This window comes from Haladaptatus rarus, assembly GCF_054177585.1.
Genome location: NZ_JBPEHG010000001.1, coordinates 753463 through 773052 on the forward strand (window position 1 = coordinate 753463; position 19590 = coordinate 773052).

The window sequence follows — 19590 nt, forward strand, 5'->3', positions numbered from 1 at the left end:
CAGGGCTGATTTAACGTTTCGCCTCCAGATGGACTCGGTTTTTGTTCTAAATGACGGTGATCCGATACTGGAAACCGAACCCGGTTCTCGTTACGAATATCGGTGTTCGTCTCGGCAGGAGAGGTCGTGCTCGGCCGAGTTTCGGGTATAACAGCGATACTTGCCAGTACATTTCAGTACATTCCAGTACAATTCAGTATCGCCGGTGCTCCCCGATGTGCCAGCGAAATAGAATCGATCGGCAGGCCGAACCGCGACCGTTCAGTCGAATCGCCAAGTGACCGTTCAGCTGTAGCGGTTGAACAGCGGGAACGACCCGTCAAAGGTCGTCGTGTAAGGAATCTCCGAATCGCTGTTCACGTTGTTCGAGTCGTCTACGATCTGGTCGTCGTTGAGACGGAGGTCGGAGCCGATTCCGGCGGCCACGTCGTTGAAGTGGGCTCGCGGTGCGTCTTCCAGATCCTCGGTTTCGGCACTGCCCATGAGGATGACGGCACCGCCGTCGCTGTTGAACGACGAGAGCGCGTCGAGTTCGGTGGACGTGTAGCAGTCGACCGGACTCGTGACGATGAGCGCCCGCGCGTTCGAGAGCGACGACGAGGAGATGGTGTTGACGCCTTCGAACGGGATGCCACCCTGGCCTTCGAGGTAGCGGAGATAGTAGGCGGCGTCCTCGGCGGACAGCGAGTACTCGTGGCCGAACTGGCCGTGGCCACCGTCGATGAGCACGTCGCCCGAGCGGTCGGCCAGATAGTCGATGAGGTTCGTCAGGAAGACGAAGTTCTCGAAGCCGGAGGTGTCGGCACCGAAGCCTTCGTCCGATTCGTACGCTTCGTCGATGACAAGACCGCCGACCATCGCGGTGTTGACACCCTCGTCCACGGCGACGAGCGGGATGTCGGAGTAGCTGACACCGCCGTCGAGTTGCTGGGTCGCCGTCGATTCGGCGTAGACGGGCACCCGCGAGTCGGCGACGGCACCCGAGTCGGTACGGATGCTGGAGACGACGGGGAAGAAGATGTCGTCCACGGCGCGGTCGCGGATCTCGCTGGAGTTCGCCGGGTCGCTCTGCTGCCAGACGCGGCGACCGTTCGCACGAGCGTCCTGTTCGGCCTGCAGGATCTGGGCGTGTTTCGAGAGGCCGGAGTCGTACACCCGAGCGTAGCCTTTCGCAACGATGTCCTCGTTGTAGAGCGTGTCGCGGTTGCCGTCGCCGGTCGCGTCGTAGCGGACGTAGGCGAGCAACCGACCGAAAGCGTCGCGGACAGGCTCGTTCTCGTCGAAGAAGAGGTCGACGTTCTTCCCGTCGAGTTCCGCCTTCGCGTAATCTTTGGCGTTGCCGCCCCAGTCGGAGAGGTATCTGTCGTCCTCGATACCTTCCCACTCGTAGACTCGCTCGTACTTGCTGTTGCGCTTCGTCTCGGGCGTGTCGATACCGAGAACGCGCACCTCGCCGGTGCTTCCGTCCGAGAACTCCACGTCGAACGTGTCACCATCGGTGACCGAGGTGATCGTCACGTCGTACACCTCTCCGGCTTCGAGACCGAGACCGCTTCGTTCTGTGAAGTAAGGGAACGAGGTGTTGAACTCGTCCGTGATGGGCTTGTAGTCGTCGCCCGCGTTGTTCGACGTGTCGAGCACTTCGTCGTCGTTGAAGCGGAACGCCCCACCGACCGCGTCGACGACGTCGTTCAGGTACGACGTGCCGTCGTAATCGTTGTAGTCGGACTGGTCGTGCAGGAACAGCGTGCCGCCGTTCGAGACGAAGGTGGCGAGGTCGTTCAGTTCGCTGGTCGTGAACGCTTCCGCTGGCGACGTGATGACCGCGGCGTCTGCCGAACCGAGGTCGGACGCCAGCGTCGTGGTCGCCGTCACGGTGTAGCCGTTGTTCTCCGCGTAGCTCTCGAACTCAGCGCTCTTGGCGAGGGTGTAGTACTGGCCGTGGCCTTCGTCCCAGAGGACGGTGCCGGAGCCACCGAGTTCGTCGTCCCAGACGTTCAGCACGAACTCTTCGTTGCCGTACTCGTAGCTGACGTCGGCGTCACTGACGAGGACGGAACCGAATCCGACGACGCCAGTATCGGTCGCGACGAGCGGGATCGGTGTCGCGTCACCGTAGAGGTACGCGTCACCGTTGCCGTCCGCGTCGTTGTTCGTCGCCGTCTCCTCGGCCCAGACGGAGACGAGCGAATCGTCCGTTAGCGCGCCGAAGTTCGCGTCGAGGAGGCTCGACGAGGAGTAGAATTCGAGCGACGGAATCGTGTTCGTCCCACACGATGCTGCCGCTACGTTCGATGCGCCGCCGATAGCGAGGCTACCGACCGAGGAAACCGCGAGCGTCTTGAGGAAGTTACGCCGTTGCATTGCCAATCGGTGATTCGAAATTTTAATTGAAATAGATTACTAATATCACTCAGAAGTCTATTGATTCCACAGTACACGATTGAGAAATATGATGGTCAGAAGTAGTTTCTCGTCGAGCAACTAACCCCAGCGAAGAGAGCACACCGAGTCGGTTGCCGACTCGAATTCGCTACCGGATCTTTCGGACGTTACTGATATCCAGTCCATCGCCCTGGATCTCGGTCTCGAACCGAATGATATCCTCCTCTTCGATACGCGCGAGAACGCCACGGAACTCACGGACGAACATGGTGCGTGCTCGCTCGTTGCCACCCCGTTCCCACTCGAAACTGATGGTACCGTCAGTTGCACCCATCAGCGCGCCCATCTGGGTGTCCAAAAGACTCTCCTGGTCGACCAATACGAGGATGAGTCCACCCCAGGCCTGTGACGCCTTCTTCATCCCCCTGAGGAGCATGGTCACTTCGTTCCAATCCACCTGCTCGTCGGGCAGGGAGCCAAGATCGGTGAGCGAATCGATGACGACGAGGTTGCCAGGCGCGTGCTCGGTGAGGTACGCGCCGAGTGCTTCGAGCACTCCCTGACGGCTGTGGCTCTCCCCGAGGTCGGCGATGGTGCGGCGTTTCTCGATGTACCAGTCGCGTGGGATGGGACTCAACCCGAAGTACTCGCTCGAAAAATCTTCGAAGTGGATGGTTCTCGCTACGGGGGCGACCAACTCGTCGTCGATCGTGTGCGTGATCTCCTCGTATATCTCCGGTTCGCTGGCGGTAAACGAGATGTAGTGGATCTCGTCCGGGAGCGCAGCACCCGAATCGACCGACCCGTAGTGGAGTTCGAACAGGTCGGAATCGGCGTGTCCGAGGGCGTTTATCGTGGCGCTCGTGTAGGCGAACTCGCGCGCACCCGCCCCGGCGTCGCCCGCCAGCAAGACGACGCTCCCCGGCGGAGACCCCCCCCACCGATGACCGAGTCGAACTGTGAGACGCCGAACGGGATCCAGTTCATGGGATTCCCTCTCAGTCACACGTCTTACAGTTTACGCTCGTACACGGAACGGCCATCGCTCGTCCCGGACGATCACCGTTCATCTCGAACCGTCAGCACTCGAATCCCGGACGTTCGCACCTCGAACGCTCGCACCTCGATTCCGGGGTCGAACGAGCTGAATCTCGCCCTCGACGCCTGCCGAATCGAGCGCCAACTCGGCCTCCTCGACCGCGGTATCGGCCCGGTTTTGCTTCGTCACGCCGTATACCGCAGGTCCCCACGAGGATTGGCCAGCACCGAAGATGGCTGGAGACGCCTCCATCGACGTGACGAGTTCACCGACCGGCGGGCGGTAGACACCCCCCTGCTCGTCGGCGTACCACGCGCCGTTGAGCCGACCGACCTCGGCGACTGCACTACCGAACGTCTCGGGGTCGTCGCCCGCGATGGCCGGAAGCATGTGCCGAAGGAGTACCGCAGAGATCTCGTCGGCGATAGCGGGGTCTGCGCGTTCGACCACGGCGCGCATACTCTCGTCCTCGTCGTCGCCGCTTCGGCCCGGCTCCACGTCCGGCAGGACGACGACGAATCGCCAATCCTCGGGAACGTCGTGGCGGGCAACGACCGGCGGGACAGACCACTCGCCGCGGGCGGGGCGGTCGGTCGTGAACCGCTCGGTGGGGTGTCCTGCATCGACGACGAATCCACCTCGTTCGAACGTCGAGACGCCGATACCGCTTCGTCCACCCCTGTCGAGGGCGGGCGCACACTCGCGGACGTTCGCAGGGCGGTCGTATGCGCGGGCGACCGCCGTGAACACCGCCAGTGCAAGTTGCGTTCCGCTCCCGAGTCCGACGTGGCCGGGGAGCGTCTCGTGGACTCGAACCGACGCGCCACCGACGTCGAGCAGATCGGTCGCTCTGCGTACGTACTCGGCAGCGCGGGAATCGTCGCATCGAACTTCGTCGGTGGGTGTCGCATCGACCGTGACGGTCGGTGATTCGAGTGCGACTCCGAGTCCTCCGTACAGTCGCTCGTGTGCGAGCGAGAGATTCTGGAAGCCGAAGTGGAGTCGCGCACCGACCGACACCTGTGCCATACCGGTGATTCGAGGGGAGTAAGAAAGGTGGTTTCGGCAGTGGCAATTAGCTCAGGTTGTCGAGTACGAACTGCGCCGCTCGATCTGCGCCGTTCTCGTGGCTCGGCGAAGCGGGCGGGTGGCGCACTGCTCGCGCGACGTGCGGGATGGAGTGTTCGACCTGAAAGCCCCGTAACCCTCGGCGCTCGATGACCCGCGAGACGCCGTGTTGTTCGTCGGTGAAAGGATAGATGATACACGGCGTTCCGGCCACAGCAGCCTCCATCACGGTCGAGTAGCCGGAGCAGACCACGACGTCTGCGGCTCGAATCCACGGGAGGAGCGAGGCGGCACACTTCCAGTCGTCGTCACCGACGAGCGTGACGGCGTGTCCGTCCTGCCGGAGCGTTCGCGCGAGTTCGTCGAAATTCGTCGAGTAGGTGCTCGGGACGACGAGGACGCCGACGTCGTCCGGTGCTGTCTCACCGTTCGGTTCGAGTGCGACGGGCGGGATGTGGACGACGCCCGGCGGGTCACCCCGGTCTGGCGGCCAGACGGCGGGGTAGAGGAACGCACGGGCGACGGAGAGCTGATAGTGGTTGAGAAGCCACGTGAACCCCTGTTCGATGGCGGCGTCATAGTAGGAGGCGGCGTTGTGCGTGAGCACGTACAGCGGTGTACCGGTGCACTGAGCAGCCATCGCCGCGAACATATCGTCGGTGACGAGCGCATCGGGGTCTTCACGACGTAACCAGCGCGCGAGGTCAAAGACCCGTCGGCCGCTATTGGGGACACTTCGGGTGAGCACGTCGAACAGCGACCCATCCTGATAATCGCCGATGTAGTCGACCGTCGCAGGGCGATACACATCGTATCCGTTGCGCTCGATGAACCGCGACCCCGGACCACCACCAGCGAGAACGACGTCGGTTTCCGTGCCTTCCAGTGCCTGTGCCACCGCAAGCATCCGGGTTGCGTGGCCTGCGCCCTCCGGATAATGTGCGATGGCGACGGTCTGGCTCATGGAGAAGTGTCTACCGTCGTGTGGCAAGTATATTTGGATTTTGTGAGTTCGGCTACAAACTGAGAAACGAGATGGAGCGCAGTCGGTGACACGTCTCTCGTCTACACCCCGATGCGACGCTCGGTGGTCGGATGATCATCCTCCTCACCACCGTTCGTCGCAAAATAATGGGACCGCCGAGAGTCGAACTCGGGTCCTACGGACCCCATCCGCAGAGGATACCACTACCCCACGGTCCCGCGGCGTTTCCAGAAAGGCGAGTCCCTGAGTTAAGCCCTTCGTTTCACTCCTGTTCTCGGGGGACGACGAGGTCGCCGTCGTCACGCACTGCCAGGCTGGCAAGGGGGTCGTTTTCGTACGCCGCGATGCCGTGATATCTGCCCACGACGTAGCCGTCGTGCTCGCTCTCGACCGTCGCCTTCTGCTCGCCGTGAGGCGTCACGATGTCCGCGATTACGTCACCTTCCTCGAAGGTGTCCCCTGCCTCGGCGCGATGGCGAACGATCCCCGGCGTGTCGGTGTGGGGGTGGACGGCACGCTTGACTGGGAAATCCACGGGGGATTCGAGCCCTGTCGGTTCCGGGTCGTCGGGAAGCATGTCGAGTTCACGCATGACGTTCAGCAGGCCCGTCACGCCCTTCGCGCGGGTGTCCTCCTCGACGACTTCGAACCCGCCGAGTTCAACCGTGAAGGCAGGTATCCCGGCGTTGTTCAACGCCGCACCTGCGGTCGACCGCTGGAGGTTCTGCTCGACGTACTCCTCGGCGGCGTACTCGTTGATGACCGGGAAATCGTAGGCGTCCACGAGACGCTCGAGTTCGTTTGCGAGCTGGTTGGCCTCGTCTTCGTCGCGTTGCTCACCGAAGAGCACCCTATCGCGGATGACGAACGGGATCGAGCCGACATGTGCGGTGTGCAGATCGACCAGTACGTCCGCCGACTCCTCGAAGGCGTCGTAGATCCGCCTGTCGATGAGTTCCTGCACGCGCGGCGGGCGCGAGCGATCCGCATCCGGGTCGGGAAAGTAGCGGTTCGGGTCGTCGCCGTGGTAGTAGGACGCGCGATTCGTCCGGCGAAGCCCCGCCGGGTTGAGATTCGGTAGACAGACCACGGTACCCCGAATCTCGGATTCGAGGTTCCCTTTCATCACGTCCTGCGCGGTGGCCATAGCGGTCACCTCGTTGCCGTGGATCGACGCGGTGATCCAGAGCGTCGGGCCGTCTTCCTCGCCCTCGGCGATGAGTACGGGGAGTCGTTCGGGGGTTCCGGTAGGGAGGTCGGTGACGTCCAGCCACCCGGTGACCAGTTCGCCGGGCGTCGATTCTGCGGTTCCGACTTGCATACCGGGAGGTGTTCGGCAGGTGGTAAAAAATCGTGTGTAGCGGCAGTGGTGGCGATTGCCCCCGAGAGGTTCGACGTGGGTTAGACCAACACGCGCTCCAACTCCACCACTTCTCCCCGCTCCGCCTCGGCGTCGCCGACCATCCTGCCGAGACAGACTGCCGCACCGTTCGGCGTGAAGCAGGCGACGAGTTGGCCGTCGTCTGCTTCGTCCGCTTCGATGACGCCAGGTGCGTACACCTGCGCGCCGTGTGCGACTTCTTCTGCGGCACTCGGGGCGATGGTCACGTTCGGAAGGTGTGTCAGTGCACGTTCCGCCGGGTGGACGACCTCGCGCAACCAGTCGTCTTCGCCTTCTTCGTCCAGATGGGCCAGCGCGTCCGAGAGGTCGTGAAGCGTCACGAGGTCGGTGTCATCGAAGGGGTCGGTCGCCGTTCGACGCAGGTGCCCCATGTGTGCGCCCGTCCCGAGCGCGAGCCCGAGGTCGTGACAGAGTTTTCTAACGTAGGTGCCACTCTCGCAGCGAATCCGAAGGAGAGCCTGCCTGTCGCGCACTTCCAGAACATCGAGGTCGTAGATCTCTCGAACGCGGAGCCGGCGCGAGACGGCACTCTTTCTGGGAGGTTTCTGATACAACGGTGCTTCGAACTCGCGTGCGATGGCCTCGATGTCGATGGGCGGTTCGTCGTGCAGTTCGAGCACGGAGACGTACTCTTTCGCTCCTTCGAGGAAGACCTGCGAGAGGCGAGTCGCGGTGCCGGTCAGGATGGGAAGACAGCCCGTGACCTTGGGGTCGAGGGTGCCGGAATGGGCCGCCTGTTCGACCTCGCAGAGGTCACGAACCCATGCTGCGACCTGATGGGCCGACGGGCCGGGGGGCTTGTCGAGATTGACGACGCCGAATTCGAGGAGATCTGCGGGCGGACGTTCGTCTGGTGGGCCGCGAAGAGTCATCAGAAGTCGTAGGAGACGCCGGTGATCGGATACTTGCCCTCGTCCGCCTCGGGGTCGTAGTCCTCGATGGCGGTTCGCAGCATGTCGAGCACGTCGTCGGGATCCCACCGCGCCGTGTTGATGCTGAGGTCGTAGATGGTGAGGTCGCCGATCTCGATACCGTAGTACTCCTCGTAGCGTTGGGCCTCACTCCCCGCCCGAGCGCGGGTTTCGGTCGCGGCCTGGTCGACGGATTTGTCTTCACGGTCGGAGATCCTGGCGGCGCGAACGTCGAGCGGCGCGTCGAGCCAGATGCGGAAGTCGGCGTGTTCGCCAGCCAGCCAGCCTGCGAGACGGGATTCGAGCACGAGGTCGTCGCGTTCGACGGCGATCTCGCGGAGTCGCCTGTCCAGATCGCGGTCGATCTGCTCGTCTTCCTCGGCGAGTTTGTTGAATTCGAGGGGCGTCAGGTCGCGCTCCGCGGCGAGTTCGCGGAAGATATCGCCGCCGCTCACGTGTTCCAATCCGAATATCTCGGCGAGTCCCTCGGCGGTCGTACTCTTCCCACTCCCTGGCGGGCCGGAGACTGTCAGTAGCATATCTGTCCTCGAACGAGGACGAAGAAAGAGGTTTTGTTACGTCGGCGTCGTCTGGATGTTCAGCGCCTTGCGGATGAGCTGGGTGAACGCCATCGAGCAGAGGAAGTACCAGACGATCCACGCCTGCATCGGGCCGAGGACGCCCTTCTGCCACCCGAATGGACCACCCGCAAGCGGGAGGATGATCTCCTGTGGAACGACCGGCCCCGTCTGAGCGCCGATCCGCCAGTACATCCAGAGGAAGACGGGGATCGTGAGGAACATCGTCCACACCATCGGGCGGAACTGCTCTTTGAACATCCCCGCCTGGTCGCCCATGGCTTCCATCTGCTCTTCGCGGATGCGCTCCATCTCCTGCTCGTCACCCTTCTCTTTGGCCTCCTTCTGGCGCTTCTGGATGTCCTTCATCCGTTCCTGATAGACGCTCATCTTCTCCATGTCCATCAGGTTGTCCTGTAAGAGCGTCGAATAGAGACCCGTCAGCATGGCGAGGATCATGATGACGACGTAGAACGGGAGCGCCGACTCGATCGGACCGATGAACACGTCGACCGCACCGCCGACGACGTTTCGAACCGACGATATCGAGTAGCCTGCGAACAGGCCGATGCTCGCCACCGCAGCGAGTTTGTCCCACTTCGACCACGTCGTTCCTTCGACGTCGTCCACGTCGGCTTTCGTCGTCGTGGAAGTGGACGTGGTGCTCTCGCCCGTCCCGTTCAGTCCCTTCTCTACGGCGTCGGCGTCGGCGAGTTCGAACCCACGGTCGCCGTCGACGAGGATACCCTTCTCGATCAATCGACCCCACTGACCGCTGGTGAGTTCGTCGCTCACGTCGCCCCACTCGACTTCCTCCGACCCCTCGTCGGTACGCTCGTACACGACCGACAGAGCGTCGGCCATCGCCGCATCCTCGGCGATGAGCGATTCTACCTTCTGCGCTGTCCGTGCCATTACCACGGGTTTGGAATCCGCCGTTAATCAACCTTCGCCATCGACACGAGCCATATAAGCAGTACATTTCAGTACATTTCAGGGGATTTCAGTACATCGACGTGGGCGCCCTCGGGTTCGTAAGCTAGTTGCTGTCGGTTCGTTATCCGAGAAAGTCTTCTTACTTTTCGACTCAGCCGTTAGAGAGTCAGAGTCCCAGAAAGCCCTCGTGTGCTACCCTCGCGCGCGCCACGCTGTGCGCCTCGGCGCTCCTTGCAGTCGCGCCTGTGGTGCTTGCGGAGTCGTGCTTCGCGTACCTCACTCACGGTTTCACCGTTCGTACTCGAGGCGCGTCTCGCCTCGCACCCTTCGCCCTTTCAGTCCGCCAAGGAATCGTCCGGACGGGGCGGGGCGCTCCCGTGATTGACTGGTGTGGGTGCTCGGCGGCGGTCAGATAGACGAAGCCGAATTCGAGCGGCGACTCGACGCGCTTCTCGAAACCGAATCGGTCGAACCGCGCGAAGAAGAATCGTCGGTGGAGTGAGTCGGAGTTACGCTTCGTTTTCGACGGTCGTCTGGATGTCGTCCCACACTTCGTCGGGGGTTTGCTCGCCGTCGATGCGGACGAGGTCGCCCTGTTCCTCGTAGTGTTCGATGACGGGTTCGGTGTTCTCCTCGTAGACGCGGATTCGCTCGCGGACGGTCTCTTCCGTGTCGTCCTCGCGCTGGATGAGTTCACCGCCACATTCGTCACAGACGCCCGCTTCCTCTGGCGGGCTGAAGTCGACGTGGTAGTTCGCACCGCACTCCGAACAGATCCGGCGGCCCGTGAGTCGTTCGACGAGTTCGTCTTTCGCCACGTCGAGGTAGAGCACGACATCGAGGTCGGTGATGTCGTCCAGGTACTCCGCCTGCGAGAGGTTGCGGGGATAACCGTCGAGGACGTAGCCGTCGGCCTCGGAGAGAGCGGCCTGCACGATCTCGTTCACTACCGGGTCGGGAACGAGTTCACCCGCGTCCATGAAACTCGCCGGGGTGCCGTGTTCCGTCTCCATGTGCTTGTTTGCGCGGAGCGCGTCGCCCGTCGTGACGTGTTCGACATCGAACTCCTCGGCGATTCGAGCGCTCTGCGTTCCTTTTCCGGCACCCGGCGCACCCAGAATCAGAATGTTCGGGGTCATATCCACATCTGCATCGGCCTCGCATAAAGACTTAAAGAAACAGCTCCGAGTCTTTCAGCGAGACGGCCATTTTTTGTCGCATGACCACGAACACGCAGCTATGAGCCGTTTCAGTGCAGATACGCCGAAAGAGCGCCAGAAACTCGTCGCCGATACCATCACCGCCCACCGCGAGCGCGGAAGCGCCTTCTGTACGCTCCAGGCCGAATTCGGCTCCGAAAGGGGAGAAGAAGCGATAGACGGTGACGGTCGAGGCGAATCGGAAGACGACGCGAGCGAAGGGAAGCTAGAAGACGCCCCGCCGTGGATCCAGTTCGGCGACCAGACGCTCAATCTGGACTGCACGGACGAGGAACTCGAGCGTCTCAAGGCGCTCCTGCGCGAGTTCCCGGCGTTCAAGATCGAACAACTCCACAGCCCCGAGGAAGCCGAGGGGACGAACGTTCGCATCAGTGCGAAAGCCGATACGAACCGAATTGCACAATTCGTCGAACGAACGCTCAGGGAGGTGTACGAATGTCCAGAAGCGACCACCATCTGGGCCATCGAAGTATAAGGACGGGGCACGATTTTCGTAGCAATTATCATCCTCCACAGCAACTACTCCGGCACATGACGCACAGACACGCCATCAGAGACTCGACTGACATCGAACACTGGACCGATCCCACGCGACGATACACGCAGCAGGTGATCGACACAGGGTGGTACGTTACATGACGGAACTGTTCGAACGAGTCATCCTCCCAGTCGCAAGCGAGGAAGACGCCGAAGCATCCTGTGACGCCATGATGGAGTACGTGGAGTCTGCTGGCGGTCGGGTCATCGCCATCCACGTGATCGAGAAAGGCGGGGGGTCGCCCGACAAGGCCTCGGTCGAACAGCGGGAGGAGTGGGCCGACGAGATCTTTGCCGTCGTCCGAGAGCACTGTGACGACGCTGGCGTCCCCGTCGAGACGAAACTTGTCTTCGAAACCGACGTAGCAGAGGCTATCTTCGACGTGGCCGACGAGATGGACGCGACGGCCATCGCATTCACGCCACGCGGTGGCAGTCGGTGGCTTCGACTGCTCACCGGCGACGTGACGCTCTCGCTCGTCACCGAGACGAACCGACCGGTCGTCGTCCTTCCCGACACGGAGGAGGCCTGATGGCGGACGAGGAACTTGCCAAAGACCTCGGCCCACTCGCGGCGCTCACCATCGGTGTCGGGACGATGATCGGTGCGGGTATCTTCGTCTTGCCCGGTGCTGCTGCCGCCGAAGCTGGCCCACTCGTCATCCTCTCGTTCGTCGTCGGCGGGATGGTCGCGGTGTTGACCGCGCTCTCCGCGAGCGAACTCGGCACCGCGATGCCGAAAGCGGGCGGCGCGTACTACTACATCAACCACGCGCTCGGCCCACTGTTTGGCTCCATCGCAGGGTGGGGCAACTGGATGGGACTGGCGTTCGCCTCGGCGTTCTACATGCTCGGATTCGGCCAGTACGTCAACGAGTTTCTGTCCATCCCGTCGATCGGATTCCTCTCCCCTGCGCAGATCGGTGGGCTGGTCGCCGGGGCGGTGTTCGTCCTCGTCAACTACATCGGTGCGAAGGAGACGGGGCGACTCCAGAACATCATCGTCGTCACGCTGGTCGGCATCCTGACCGTCTTCTCGGTCGTCGGCGCGTTCAACGCCGACCTCTCGACGCTTCGCCCCTTCGCCCCCAACGGTGTCGGAACGATGCTCCCGACGACGGGACTCATCTTCGTCTCCTACCTCGGCTTCGTCCAGATCACCTCGGTCGGTGAGGAGATCCAGAACCCCGGAAGGAACCTCCCACGAGCCGTCATCGGGAGCGTCCTTATCGTGACGACCATCTACGCGCTGGTGTTGCTGGTGCTTCTCTCGGTGGTCGAACTCGAGGTAGTGGCGAACAACGAAACCGCAGTCGTGGACGTGGCGAACCTCCTGATGGGGTCTGCCGGGGCGGCGGCACTCACGTTCGGTGGGCTACTGGCGACCGCCTCCAGCGCGAACGCCTCCATCCTGGCCTCCTCACGGATCAACTTCGCCATGGGCCGGGACAAACTCGTGAGCAACTGGCTCAACGACATCCACGACCGATTCGCCACACCCTACCGGTCTATCGCGGTCACGGGCGGACTCATCCTCCTGTTCGTCGTCATCGGTGACGTGGCGACGTTGGCGAAAGCCGGAAGCGTCCTTCACCTCGTCATCTACGGGCTGCTCAACATCGCACTCATCGTGATGCGCGAGTCGAACCCTGCCGACTACGAGCCAGCCTATCGCGTTCCGCTGTATCCCATCACGCCCATCCTCGGAGCCATCACTTCGTTCGGTCTCATCGCCTTCATGGCGACGATCGAGATCGCGTTGAGCGTCGTCTTCGTCGTGGCTGCAGCCGCGTGGTACTTCCTCTACGCACGCGGGAAGACGGAGAAACAGGGCGTGCTCACCGACTACGTCCTCAGCCAACCCGAGCGGATGCCCGAGCCAGCCGTCTCCGCCGCGACCTCCGTGAAACCCGATGGCGGAGAGTACCGCGTGATGGTGCCACTGGCGAACCCGAAACACGAGAAAGACCTCATCTCGCTTGCCAGCGCGGTAGCGAGCCAGCGAGGCGGAACCGTCGTCGCTACCCACATCGTCCAGGTTCCGGACCAGACGCCACTCGCCAGCGGAGCACAACACGTCGAGGAACTCGACGCCGAATCGGCGCAACTCCTCGCCAGCGCCCGCGAGGACGCCGAGACGTTCGGCGTCCCCGTCGAGACCCACACCATCCTCTCACACCGCTCGTTCGAGGAGATCTTCGACGCGGCCCGAACCCACGCCGCCGACCTCGTCGTCATGGGATGGGGCCAGGACAGTCACGGCTCTCCGGGACGCGCCGAGAGCGCCATCGACGAACTCACGAACGACCTCCCGTGCGACGTGGTCGTCTTCCGCAATCGCGGATTCGACCCCAGCAGGGTGCTCGTTCCGACCGCGGGCGGGCCGGACTCCGACCTCAGCGCCGCCATCGCGCGGATGCTCCGGGTGGAGTACGACTCGGAAGTCTCCCTGCTCTACGTTACCGACGATTCGCGCGAGGAGGGTGAACGCTTCCTCACCGACTGGGCCGCCGGACACGGTCTGGAAGACGCGAACCTGATCGTCACCGAGGACGACGACGTGGAGGCGGCCATCGAGCGTTCGGCCGAGGATTGCTCGATGCTCATCATCGGGGCGACAGAGGAGGGCCTCCTCTCACGCCTCGTTCGCGGTGCGCTCGCACTGCAAGTCGTGGATGACGTGAGTTGTTCCGTCCTGCTCGCCGAAAAAGCACGAAAGCGGTCGCTCAAAGAACGGCTGTTCGGCTGATCTCGGTCGGTCGAATGCGGCTGATCCCATTCGGCCGAATTCGGCGGACCTCGTTCGGTCGAGTATCCTTTTTCAGTCCAACTGGACGTACGTCCGCGTTCTCCCGACCCCTTCCATCGAACCGATCTCGGATGAGACCGTCTCCTGAACACCGTACACGTCGTCGGCTTCGATCTCGGCGATCACGTCGAACTCGCCAGCGACGATGTGTGCGTCCGTCACGTTCGGCAGTTCGCGGATCGCCTCGACTACTTCCTCGGACGCTCCGGCGTGCGTGATGACTGTCGTGTAGGCGCGAATCATCGATTCCTCTACGGTGGCAAGTGTAAAAGCGATGGTGCAACTACGACCGCCAGTAGGCAGGGGTCAACAGCACCAACACGGGCAAGATTTCGAGCCGACCGATCCACATCAACACGACCATGAGCAGTTTCGACGTGTCCGAGAAGGGGAGATAGTTGTTCATCGGCCCGACAATCTGGAAGCCTGGACCGACGTTGCCGAGGGTGGCGGCCACTGCACTCAGCGCCTCCACCGAGTTCAAATTCGGCCCGCCTGCGCGTTCCGCGTCGAGGAAGACGAGAAGCGCGCTGACGAGGAAGATGACGATGTAGAGCAGGGTGAACGAGTAGATACCGCGAACCGCTCGTTCGTCCAGTGCGCGACCACCGAGCCGAAGCGGGCGAACCGCCTCGGGGTGAACCGTCGTGAACAGCTCTCGACGGAACGATTTCAGGATAACGTACCAGCGGACGATCTTGATCGCCCCGCCGGTCGACCCCGCGCTCCCACCGATGAGCATCGCCACGAGCAAGAGATACTGTGCAGGGCTGTTCCACGTGTTGAAGTCCATGCTCGCGTATCCCGTCGTCGTGACGATGGAGACGAGCTGGAAGGCCGCGTGGCGAAGCGACGATTCGATGTTGCCAGCGATCTGTGCCCCGCCGGGGACGAAGACCAGTCCCTGGTGCGTGAAGAGCAACACGGTTAAGATCGCGGAGAGAACGGCCAGTACGCCGACGTAGAACCGAAACTCCGCGTCACGGACGAGATGTTTCGGCTCACCGTTGAGGACGTGCCAGAACAACGCGAAGTTCGTCCCCGCTGCGACCATGAAAGGGATTATGAGCCACTGTACCGCCGCCGAGAACGCTTCGATACTCCGGGCTTCCGGCGAGAACCCACCGGTCGCCATCGTCGTGAACCCGTGGGCGACCGCGTTGTAGAACGTCATCTGGGGGGCGAGTCCACCGAGGTGGAGTCCGAAGAGCAGGACGATCTCCAGCGCCGTGATGCCGAGATACGCCCGCCAGAGTGCGCGCGCCGTCTCCGCGATCCGTGGCGTGAGCTTCTGGATGCCCGGCCCCGGCGCTTCGGCGTCCATCAACTGGGCACCACCGACCGACAGTTCGGGGAGGATCGCCACCGCGAGGACGACGATACCCATCCCGCCGAGCCACTGGGTCAACTGTCGCCACATCAGGAGCGCGTGGGTGTGGGTGTCGAACGAGATGTCGCCCATCACGGTCGCCCCCGTCGTCGTGAACCCGCTCATGCTCTCGAACAGCGCGTTCACCGGGTCGGCGAGCGTCGAGGGGCCGGACTGGAGGACGAGGAAGGGGTACTGACCGACGAGCGAGATGTCGTTACCGGCGATAACGTACGGAATCCCGCCGACGATGGACACCGCGAACCACGTCAGGGCCACCATCAAGAACCCTTCGCGCGCACCGAGGTCGGGGTCTGGGTCGAGACGTTCGAGCCACCAGCCGAGAACGAGCGCGATGGCGATGGTGACGACGAACGTCAGGATACCCTCACGGTAGTAGAGTGCCACGAGGAGTGGAAACAACAGTGGCACCGAGAGCCACTTGACGACCGAACCGACGAGACTCACACTGGCCCGCCAATCGACGCGTAGATTCATAGTGCGGCGCTCACTTCCGACAGGACATCAGTATCGACGAAGACGACGACGTGGTCTCGTCGTTTGACTACCGTGTCACCTCGTGGGACGATGAACTCACCGTCTCTAGTTATCGCGCCGATGACGACGCCATCGGGGAGGTCGGCGACGCCTTCGTGGATGGGGCGGTCGGTGAGGACGCTATCGGCGTCGATCTCGATCTCGAGCACCTCCGCGCGATCGTTCTCGATGAGTGCGATGTTCTCGGCGCGTTCCTCGCGGGTGAACCGAGTGATCTCCTCGGCGGTCACCTCGCGTGGGTTGACGGCCACGTCGATCCCGACCGCTTCGAACAACGAGACGTATTCGGCGTCCTCGACGACCGCGATGGCACGTTCCGCACCGAGTTGTTTTGCGAGCACCGAGACGAGCAGGTTCTTCTCGTCGTTTTCCAGTGCCGCGACGACGACATCTGCTTCGTCTACGTGCTCGCGGGCGAGGAACTCGGCGTCCGTCGCGTCGCTCGCCATGACGACCGTGTTCGGAAGCTCTTCTGCGAGCGTCCGGGCACGCTCCCGGTCTTGCTCGATGAGTCGCGGGCGCAGGTCGCGGTTTTCGAGCAGGCGACAGGTGTGGAATCCGATCTCGCTCCCGCCGATGACGACGAGTTCCTTGTCCGCACTCGGCGTCTCGTCCGGTGCGACTTCGAGGGCGAACTGCTGGACGCTCTCCGGACTACCGATGACGACGACCTTGTCGTCCGCCTCGATCACCGTCTCCCCGCGCGGAATCGCAACGTCGCCGTTTCGGATGATAGCCGCGAACGTGAGCGAGTCGAACCGGTCTGCCTGCCGAACCGTCTGACTCGCCACGGGACTGTCATCGCGCACCTCGAACTCGGCCATCTGCACTTCGCCACCGGCGAACGGGTCGACGTCGCGGGCGGCGGGAAGGCCGATGACGCGCACGATGTCCATCGCGGTCAGCAAGTTCGTACAGACCATGAAATCGACGCCGAACGCGCTCTGTTTGGCGTGCTCCCACGTGTCGAGGTAATCGACCTTCTTCACGCGGGCGATGGTGAACGGGTCGTCGACGGTCTTTGCCGTCCCACAGATGACGAGGTTCGTCTCGTCGTCGTCGGTGCTGGCGATGATCATGTCTGCCTCCTCGATACCGGCCTCCTGTAGCGTCGCAAGCGAGGTGCCATCGCCCTGGATCGCCAACACGTCGTGGGAGTAGGTTAGCGAGTCGACGCGGTCGCTATCCCGGTCGACCACGACGACTTCGTGCGTGTCGGCGAGACTCCCGGCGATAGACGACCCGACCTCACCTGCGCCGATGATGATGACTCGCATGTGTTCCCCTCCTCATCTCTGTCTCCTTTTGCCATCCCTGGGGTAAGATTATTTCTCTTTGGGAGTACGGAGAGCGGTCACGGAAGCCAACGTGACAGTCGAGAGGTGATTCCGAGGTTCCGTTTGGTCATGATGACGGTCGAATCGGCACGCTGGCCCACGGTTTCGGGGAGCGCACCGAACACCAGTTGTTGGATTCCGCTCTCGCGGGTCGCGCCGATGATGGTGATGTCGTGATCGCTGGTTCGAGCGACGATGGTGTCCGCCACGTCCTCGCCGTCGAGAAGCGACTGCTCTACGGGGAGGTCTTCCAGACCGGCCGCCGTCTCCGACAGAATCCCACGAGCCGCATCACGGTCGGCCTCGGATGCGTCTGAGGAGACGACGTGGTTGATCTCGACCGTCGCATCCTCGGCGCGGGCGATGGCACGGGCAACCTCGGTCGCCAGTTCTGCGTGCGGACCGCCGGCAGTGGGCACCATGATGGACTCCACCCCGTCCGCGCGCTCGCCGATCTTCTCGACGAACACGTCACAGGGAGCCTCCTTAACGACCCTATCGACGGTGCTTCCCAGCACGACCTCGCGGCGATGTGACCCCCGACCACGCCAGCCGATGAGTACTGCGTCGCTGTCGTGTTGTTCGACCGTGTGGAGGATGGTGTCGGAGGCACGGTGGCCGATGCGGACGATACCGTTGACCGGCACGTCGGAGGCCTCGGCGAACTCCATCGCCCGCTGGAGCACCTCGCGTTCGTCCTCGACGGAGCGATACGCCTCGGAGATCGGCGTCTGTTCCGGCACCAGCGCGGCGGAAAGCACCAGTATTTCGCCGTCTTTGTCCTCGGCGATGTCGACCGCCGTCCGCATCATCTGCTCGACGTGGTTGGGGTTGGCGATCGGCACCGCGAGCTGATATTCGCGGTCGCTGACCGGTTCGGTCTCGGTCACGACCGTCGGCGTCTCGCGCTCGAACTTCTCTTCCTCCGGAGCTTGCGACTTCCACGCGAACCAGAAGCCGATTCCGACCACCTCTGCTGCGAGACCGATGACCAGCGCGGTTGGCTCGACGTTGATGAGCAGACCGAAGTTGGCGATGACGGCGATGATCGGCACCCACGGGACGAACGGCACTTCGAATCCGCGGTCGATGTCGGGGTGCTTTCGGCGCGACTGGACGAGCGCGAGATTGACGAAGATGAGCCCACCGAGGAGCATGAAGTCCGCGAAGTGGGTCACCGAGTGCAGACCGAGATGGAAGGCGTGTGGCACCTCGAAGCCGACACCCAGAGTCGAAAGCAGACTGTTGACACCCATCGTCCCGCCCTCGCCTGCACCCGGCGGCGTGCCGAACAGCACCGTGAAAAACAACATGTAGAAGAGGATGAGACCGCCGGTGAGTATAACCGCCTTGTACGGTGTGTTGAGCTCCGGGTGGAGGTCTTCGAACCGACTCGGCAGGTGGTTGCGGCGAGACATGGCGAGTTTAACACGCGATCCGGCGAGCACCGTCGCGTTCGCCGCCGACAGCATCGAGAACAGCGCGCCGACGATGATTACGTAGAAGCCGAAGTCGCCGAGATAGAACTGCGCGGCCCGTCCCATCGATATCTCGCCGTTCTCGCCGACGAACTGTCTGGCAGCCTCCTCACCGGAGAGACCAGCCTGGTTCGCGAGGAACGTGAGGAAGTCGGGCGTGTTGACCGCCAACACGATGACGATGACCACGAGCGCGTAGACGAACGTGACGAACCCCATGCTGATGAAGATGGCACGGGGGATGTTCGTTCCCGGTTCCTCTATCTCCTCGGCGTTGGTCGCAATCGCCTCGAAGCCGAAGAAGGTGATGAACACGAGCGCGGAGGTGACGGCGATCTGGCTGAAATTGCCGATGTTTGCGCCGAACGACGTCGTCACCTTCGACGCGTCGAAGCCCTGGAGACCGCCGTAGAGAAAGAGGATGATGAGCGCCACTTTCAGCCCGGTGATGACGATCTGGAACATCCCCGTCTCCTCGGTTCCTTTGAGGTTCACCCCGACGAGGAGAGCAAGGACGGCGACACCTACGATCCAGTAGGGGATCGCCTGTGGAATCGAGAGTGCGGGGTAGATGAACCGGTAGAACCAGTCCGAGAAGGATGCGAGATAGAACGCAGCACTCGCTGGATACCCCAGGATCATCGACCAGCCGACGATGTAGGTGAGGTCGGTGTCGAAGACGTTGGCGACGTACATGTAGCCGCCCCCACTCTCGGGGTAGATCGAGGCGAACTCGGCGTAGGCGAACGCCGTGAAACTGGCGACGAGCGCGGCCAGCAGGAACGCGACGATCGCCGCTGCACCGACGTTGCTGACCGCTAAGCCGGAGAGGACGAAGATACCTGCGGCGATCATCGTCCCGACGCCGAGCGCGACTGCACCGACGAGACCGATATCACGGTCGAGTTCGGTCTGGATTCCGGCGCTCTCCGACTCAGTTTCGGCAGAACCACTAGCCATCGTTCGAGGCAAAGGGAG

Annotated in this window: 15 protein-coding genes, 1 tRNA gene and 1 pseudogene; 3 read left to right on the forward strand and 14 right to left on the reverse strand. The window is 62.6% G+C overall.

Features of this window, described 5'->3' with window-relative positions; genetic code table 11:
- Positions 1-285: 285 nt before the first annotated feature.
- From ACR3FE_RS04200 to ACR3FE_RS04245, 10 genes and pseudogenes are all read right to left on the reverse strand, one after another.
- Complete coding sequence (locus ACR3FE_RS04200; protein WP_458205713.1) at positions 286-2364, reverse strand: thermonuclease family protein; 2079 nt, start codon at positions 2362-2364, stop codon at positions 286-288.
- 169 nt (positions 2365-2533) lie between these two features.
- Positions 2534-3372: pseudogene (locus tag ACR3FE_RS04205) on the reverse strand (RAD55 family ATPase).
- 79 nt (positions 3373-3451) lie between these two features.
- On the reverse strand, positions 3452-4453 hold the full coding sequence (locus ACR3FE_RS04210; protein WP_458205715.1) for a beta-ribofuranosylaminobenzene 5'-phosphate synthase family protein: 1002 nt from the start codon (positions 4451-4453) through the stop codon (positions 3452-3454).
- A gap of 46 nt (positions 4454-4499) precedes the next feature.
- Positions 4500-5456 carry a glycosyltransferase gene (locus tag ACR3FE_RS04215; protein WP_458205717.1) on the reverse strand — a complete coding sequence of 319 codons (957 nt, stop codon included), beginning with the start codon at positions 5454-5456 and terminating at the stop codon, positions 4500-4502.
- A 168-nt stretch (positions 5457-5624) separates the two neighbouring features.
- Positions 5625-5695 (reverse strand) — tRNA-Pro (locus ACR3FE_RS04220).
- 44 nt (positions 5696-5739) lie between these two features.
- A complete protein-coding gene (locus ACR3FE_RS04225) occupies positions 5740-6798 on the reverse strand; it encodes a succinylglutamate desuccinylase/aspartoacylase family protein (RefSeq protein ID WP_458205719.1) in 1059 nt (352 codons plus the stop codon).
- Between the two features lie 80 nt (positions 6799-6878).
- Entirely contained in the window at positions 6879-7751 is an 873-nt protein-coding gene (locus ACR3FE_RS04230) for an RNA-guided pseudouridylation complex pseudouridine synthase subunit Cbf5 (protein WP_458205721.1), read from the reverse strand.
- Positions 7751-8329, reverse strand: a complete 579-nt coding sequence (gene cmk, locus ACR3FE_RS04235; RefSeq protein WP_458205723.1) for a (d)CMP kinase — start codon at positions 8327-8329, stop codon at positions 7751-7753. Before cmk ends, ACR3FE_RS04230 begins: the two co-directional genes overlap by 1 nt.
- A 36-nt stretch (positions 8330-8365) precedes the next feature.
- Positions 8366-9283, reverse strand: a complete 918-nt coding sequence (locus tag ACR3FE_RS04240) for a DUF106 domain-containing protein (protein WP_458205725.1) — start codon at positions 9281-9283, stop codon at positions 8366-8368.
- 530 nt (positions 9284-9813) lie between these two features.
- Complete coding sequence (locus tag ACR3FE_RS04245; RefSeq protein ID WP_458205727.1) at positions 9814-10443, reverse strand: adenylate kinase; 630 nt, start codon at positions 10441-10443, stop codon at positions 9814-9816.
- A 100-nt stretch (positions 10444-10543) separates the two neighbouring features.
- On the opposite strand from ACR3FE_RS04245, the gene ACR3FE_RS04250 reads away from it, so the two are divergent.
- From ACR3FE_RS04250 to ACR3FE_RS04260, 3 genes are all read left to right on the forward strand, one after another.
- Positions 10544-10999, forward strand: coding sequence for a DUF7975 family protein (locus ACR3FE_RS04250; RefSeq protein WP_458205729.1), 456 nt, complete (start codon positions 10544-10546; stop codon positions 10997-10999).
- Between the two features lie 160 nt (positions 11000-11159).
- The gene (locus ACR3FE_RS04255; protein ID WP_458205731.1) at positions 11160-11594 is read left to right on the forward strand and encodes a universal stress protein; all 435 of its coding nucleotides are present in this window, start codon (positions 11160-11162) and stop codon (positions 11592-11594) included.
- Entirely contained in the window at positions 11594-13810 is a 2217-nt protein-coding gene (locus tag ACR3FE_RS04260; RefSeq protein WP_458205733.1) for an amino acid permease, read from the forward strand. Before ACR3FE_RS04255 ends, ACR3FE_RS04260 begins: the two co-directional genes overlap by 1 nt.
- Positions 13811-13882: 72 nt before the next feature.
- Here ACR3FE_RS04260 and ACR3FE_RS04265 read toward each other — a convergent pair whose 3' ends face one another.
- The 4 genes from ACR3FE_RS04265 to ACR3FE_RS04280 all read right to left on the reverse strand — a co-directional run bounded on the left by ACR3FE_RS04265 (position 13883) and on the right by ACR3FE_RS04280 (position 19572).
- Positions 13883-14113 carry an Lrp/AsnC family transcriptional regulator gene (locus ACR3FE_RS04265; protein WP_458205735.1) on the reverse strand — a complete coding sequence of 77 codons (231 nt, stop codon included), beginning with the start codon at positions 14111-14113 and terminating at the stop codon, positions 13883-13885.
- Between the two features lie 40 nt (positions 14114-14153).
- The gene (locus ACR3FE_RS04270) at positions 14154-15737 is read right to left on the reverse strand and encodes a TrkH family potassium uptake protein (protein WP_458205737.1); all 1584 of its coding nucleotides are present in this window, start codon (positions 15735-15737) and stop codon (positions 14154-14156) included.
- Entirely contained in the window at positions 15734-17074 is a 1341-nt protein-coding gene (gene trkA / locus ACR3FE_RS04275; RefSeq protein WP_458205739.1) for a Trk system potassium transporter TrkA, read from the reverse strand. The genes ACR3FE_RS04270 and trkA overlap by 4 nt, the downstream gene beginning before the upstream one ends.
- A 77-nt stretch (positions 17075-17151) precedes the next feature.
- Positions 17152-19572 (reverse strand): amino acid permease, encoded by a 2421-nt coding sequence (locus ACR3FE_RS04280; RefSeq protein ID WP_458205741.1) that lies wholly within the window; start codon positions 19570-19572, stop codon positions 17152-17154.
- Positions 19573-19590: the final 18 nt, after the last annotated feature.

Coding starts and splice junctions, on each gene's coding strand:
- cmk (WP_458205723.1), bottom strand. CDS start 8,329: ATGCTACTGACAGTCTCCGGCCCGCCAGGGAGTGGGAAGAGTACGACC.
- ACR3FE_RS04280 (WP_458205741.1), bottom strand. CDS start 19,572: ATGGCTAGTGGTTCTGCCGAAACTGAGTCGGAGAGCGCCGGAATCCAG.
- ACR3FE_RS04250 (WP_458205729.1), top strand. CDS start 10,544: ATGAGCCGTTTCAGTGCAGATACGCCGAAAGAGCGCCAGAAACTCGTC.
- ACR3FE_RS04245 (WP_458205727.1), bottom strand. CDS start 10,443: ATGACCCCGAACATTCTGATTCTGGGTGCGCCGGGTGCCGGAAAAGGA.
- ACR3FE_RS04200 (WP_458205713.1), bottom strand. CDS start 2,364: ATGCAACGGCGTAACTTCCTCAAGACGCTCGCGGTTTCCTCGGTCGGT.
- ACR3FE_RS04265 (WP_458205735.1), bottom strand. CDS start 14,113: ATGATTCGCGCCTACACGACAGTCATCACGCACGCCGGAGCGTCCGAG.
- ACR3FE_RS04240 (WP_458205725.1), bottom strand. CDS start 9,283: ATGGCACGGACAGCGCAGAAGGTAGAATCGCTCATCGCCGAGGATGCG.
- ACR3FE_RS04260 (WP_458205733.1), top strand. CDS start 11,594: ATGGCGGACGAGGAACTTGCCAAAGACCTCGGCCCACTCGCGGCGCTC.
- ACR3FE_RS04210 (WP_458205715.1), bottom strand. CDS start 4,453: ATGGCACAGGTGTCGGTCGGTGCGCGACTCCACTTCGGCTTCCAGAAT.
- ACR3FE_RS04255 (WP_458205731.1), top strand. CDS start 11,160: ATGACGGAACTGTTCGAACGAGTCATCCTCCCAGTCGCAAGCGAGGAA.
- ACR3FE_RS04215 (WP_458205717.1), bottom strand. CDS start 5,456: ATGAGCCAGACCGTCGCCATCGCACATTATCCGGAGGGCGCAGGCCAC.
- trkA (WP_458205739.1), bottom strand. CDS start 17,074: ATGCGAGTCATCATCATCGGCGCAGGTGAGGTCGGGTCGTCTATCGCC.
- ACR3FE_RS04270 (WP_458205737.1), bottom strand. CDS start 15,737: ATGAATCTACGCGTCGATTGGCGGGCCAGTGTGAGTCTCGTCGGTTCG.
- ACR3FE_RS04225 (WP_458205719.1), bottom strand. CDS start 6,798: ATGCAAGTCGGAACCGCAGAATCGACGCCCGGCGAACTGGTCACCGGG.
- ACR3FE_RS04230 (WP_458205721.1), bottom strand. CDS start 7,751: ATGACTCTTCGCGGCCCACCAGACGAACGTCCGCCCGCAGATCTCCTC.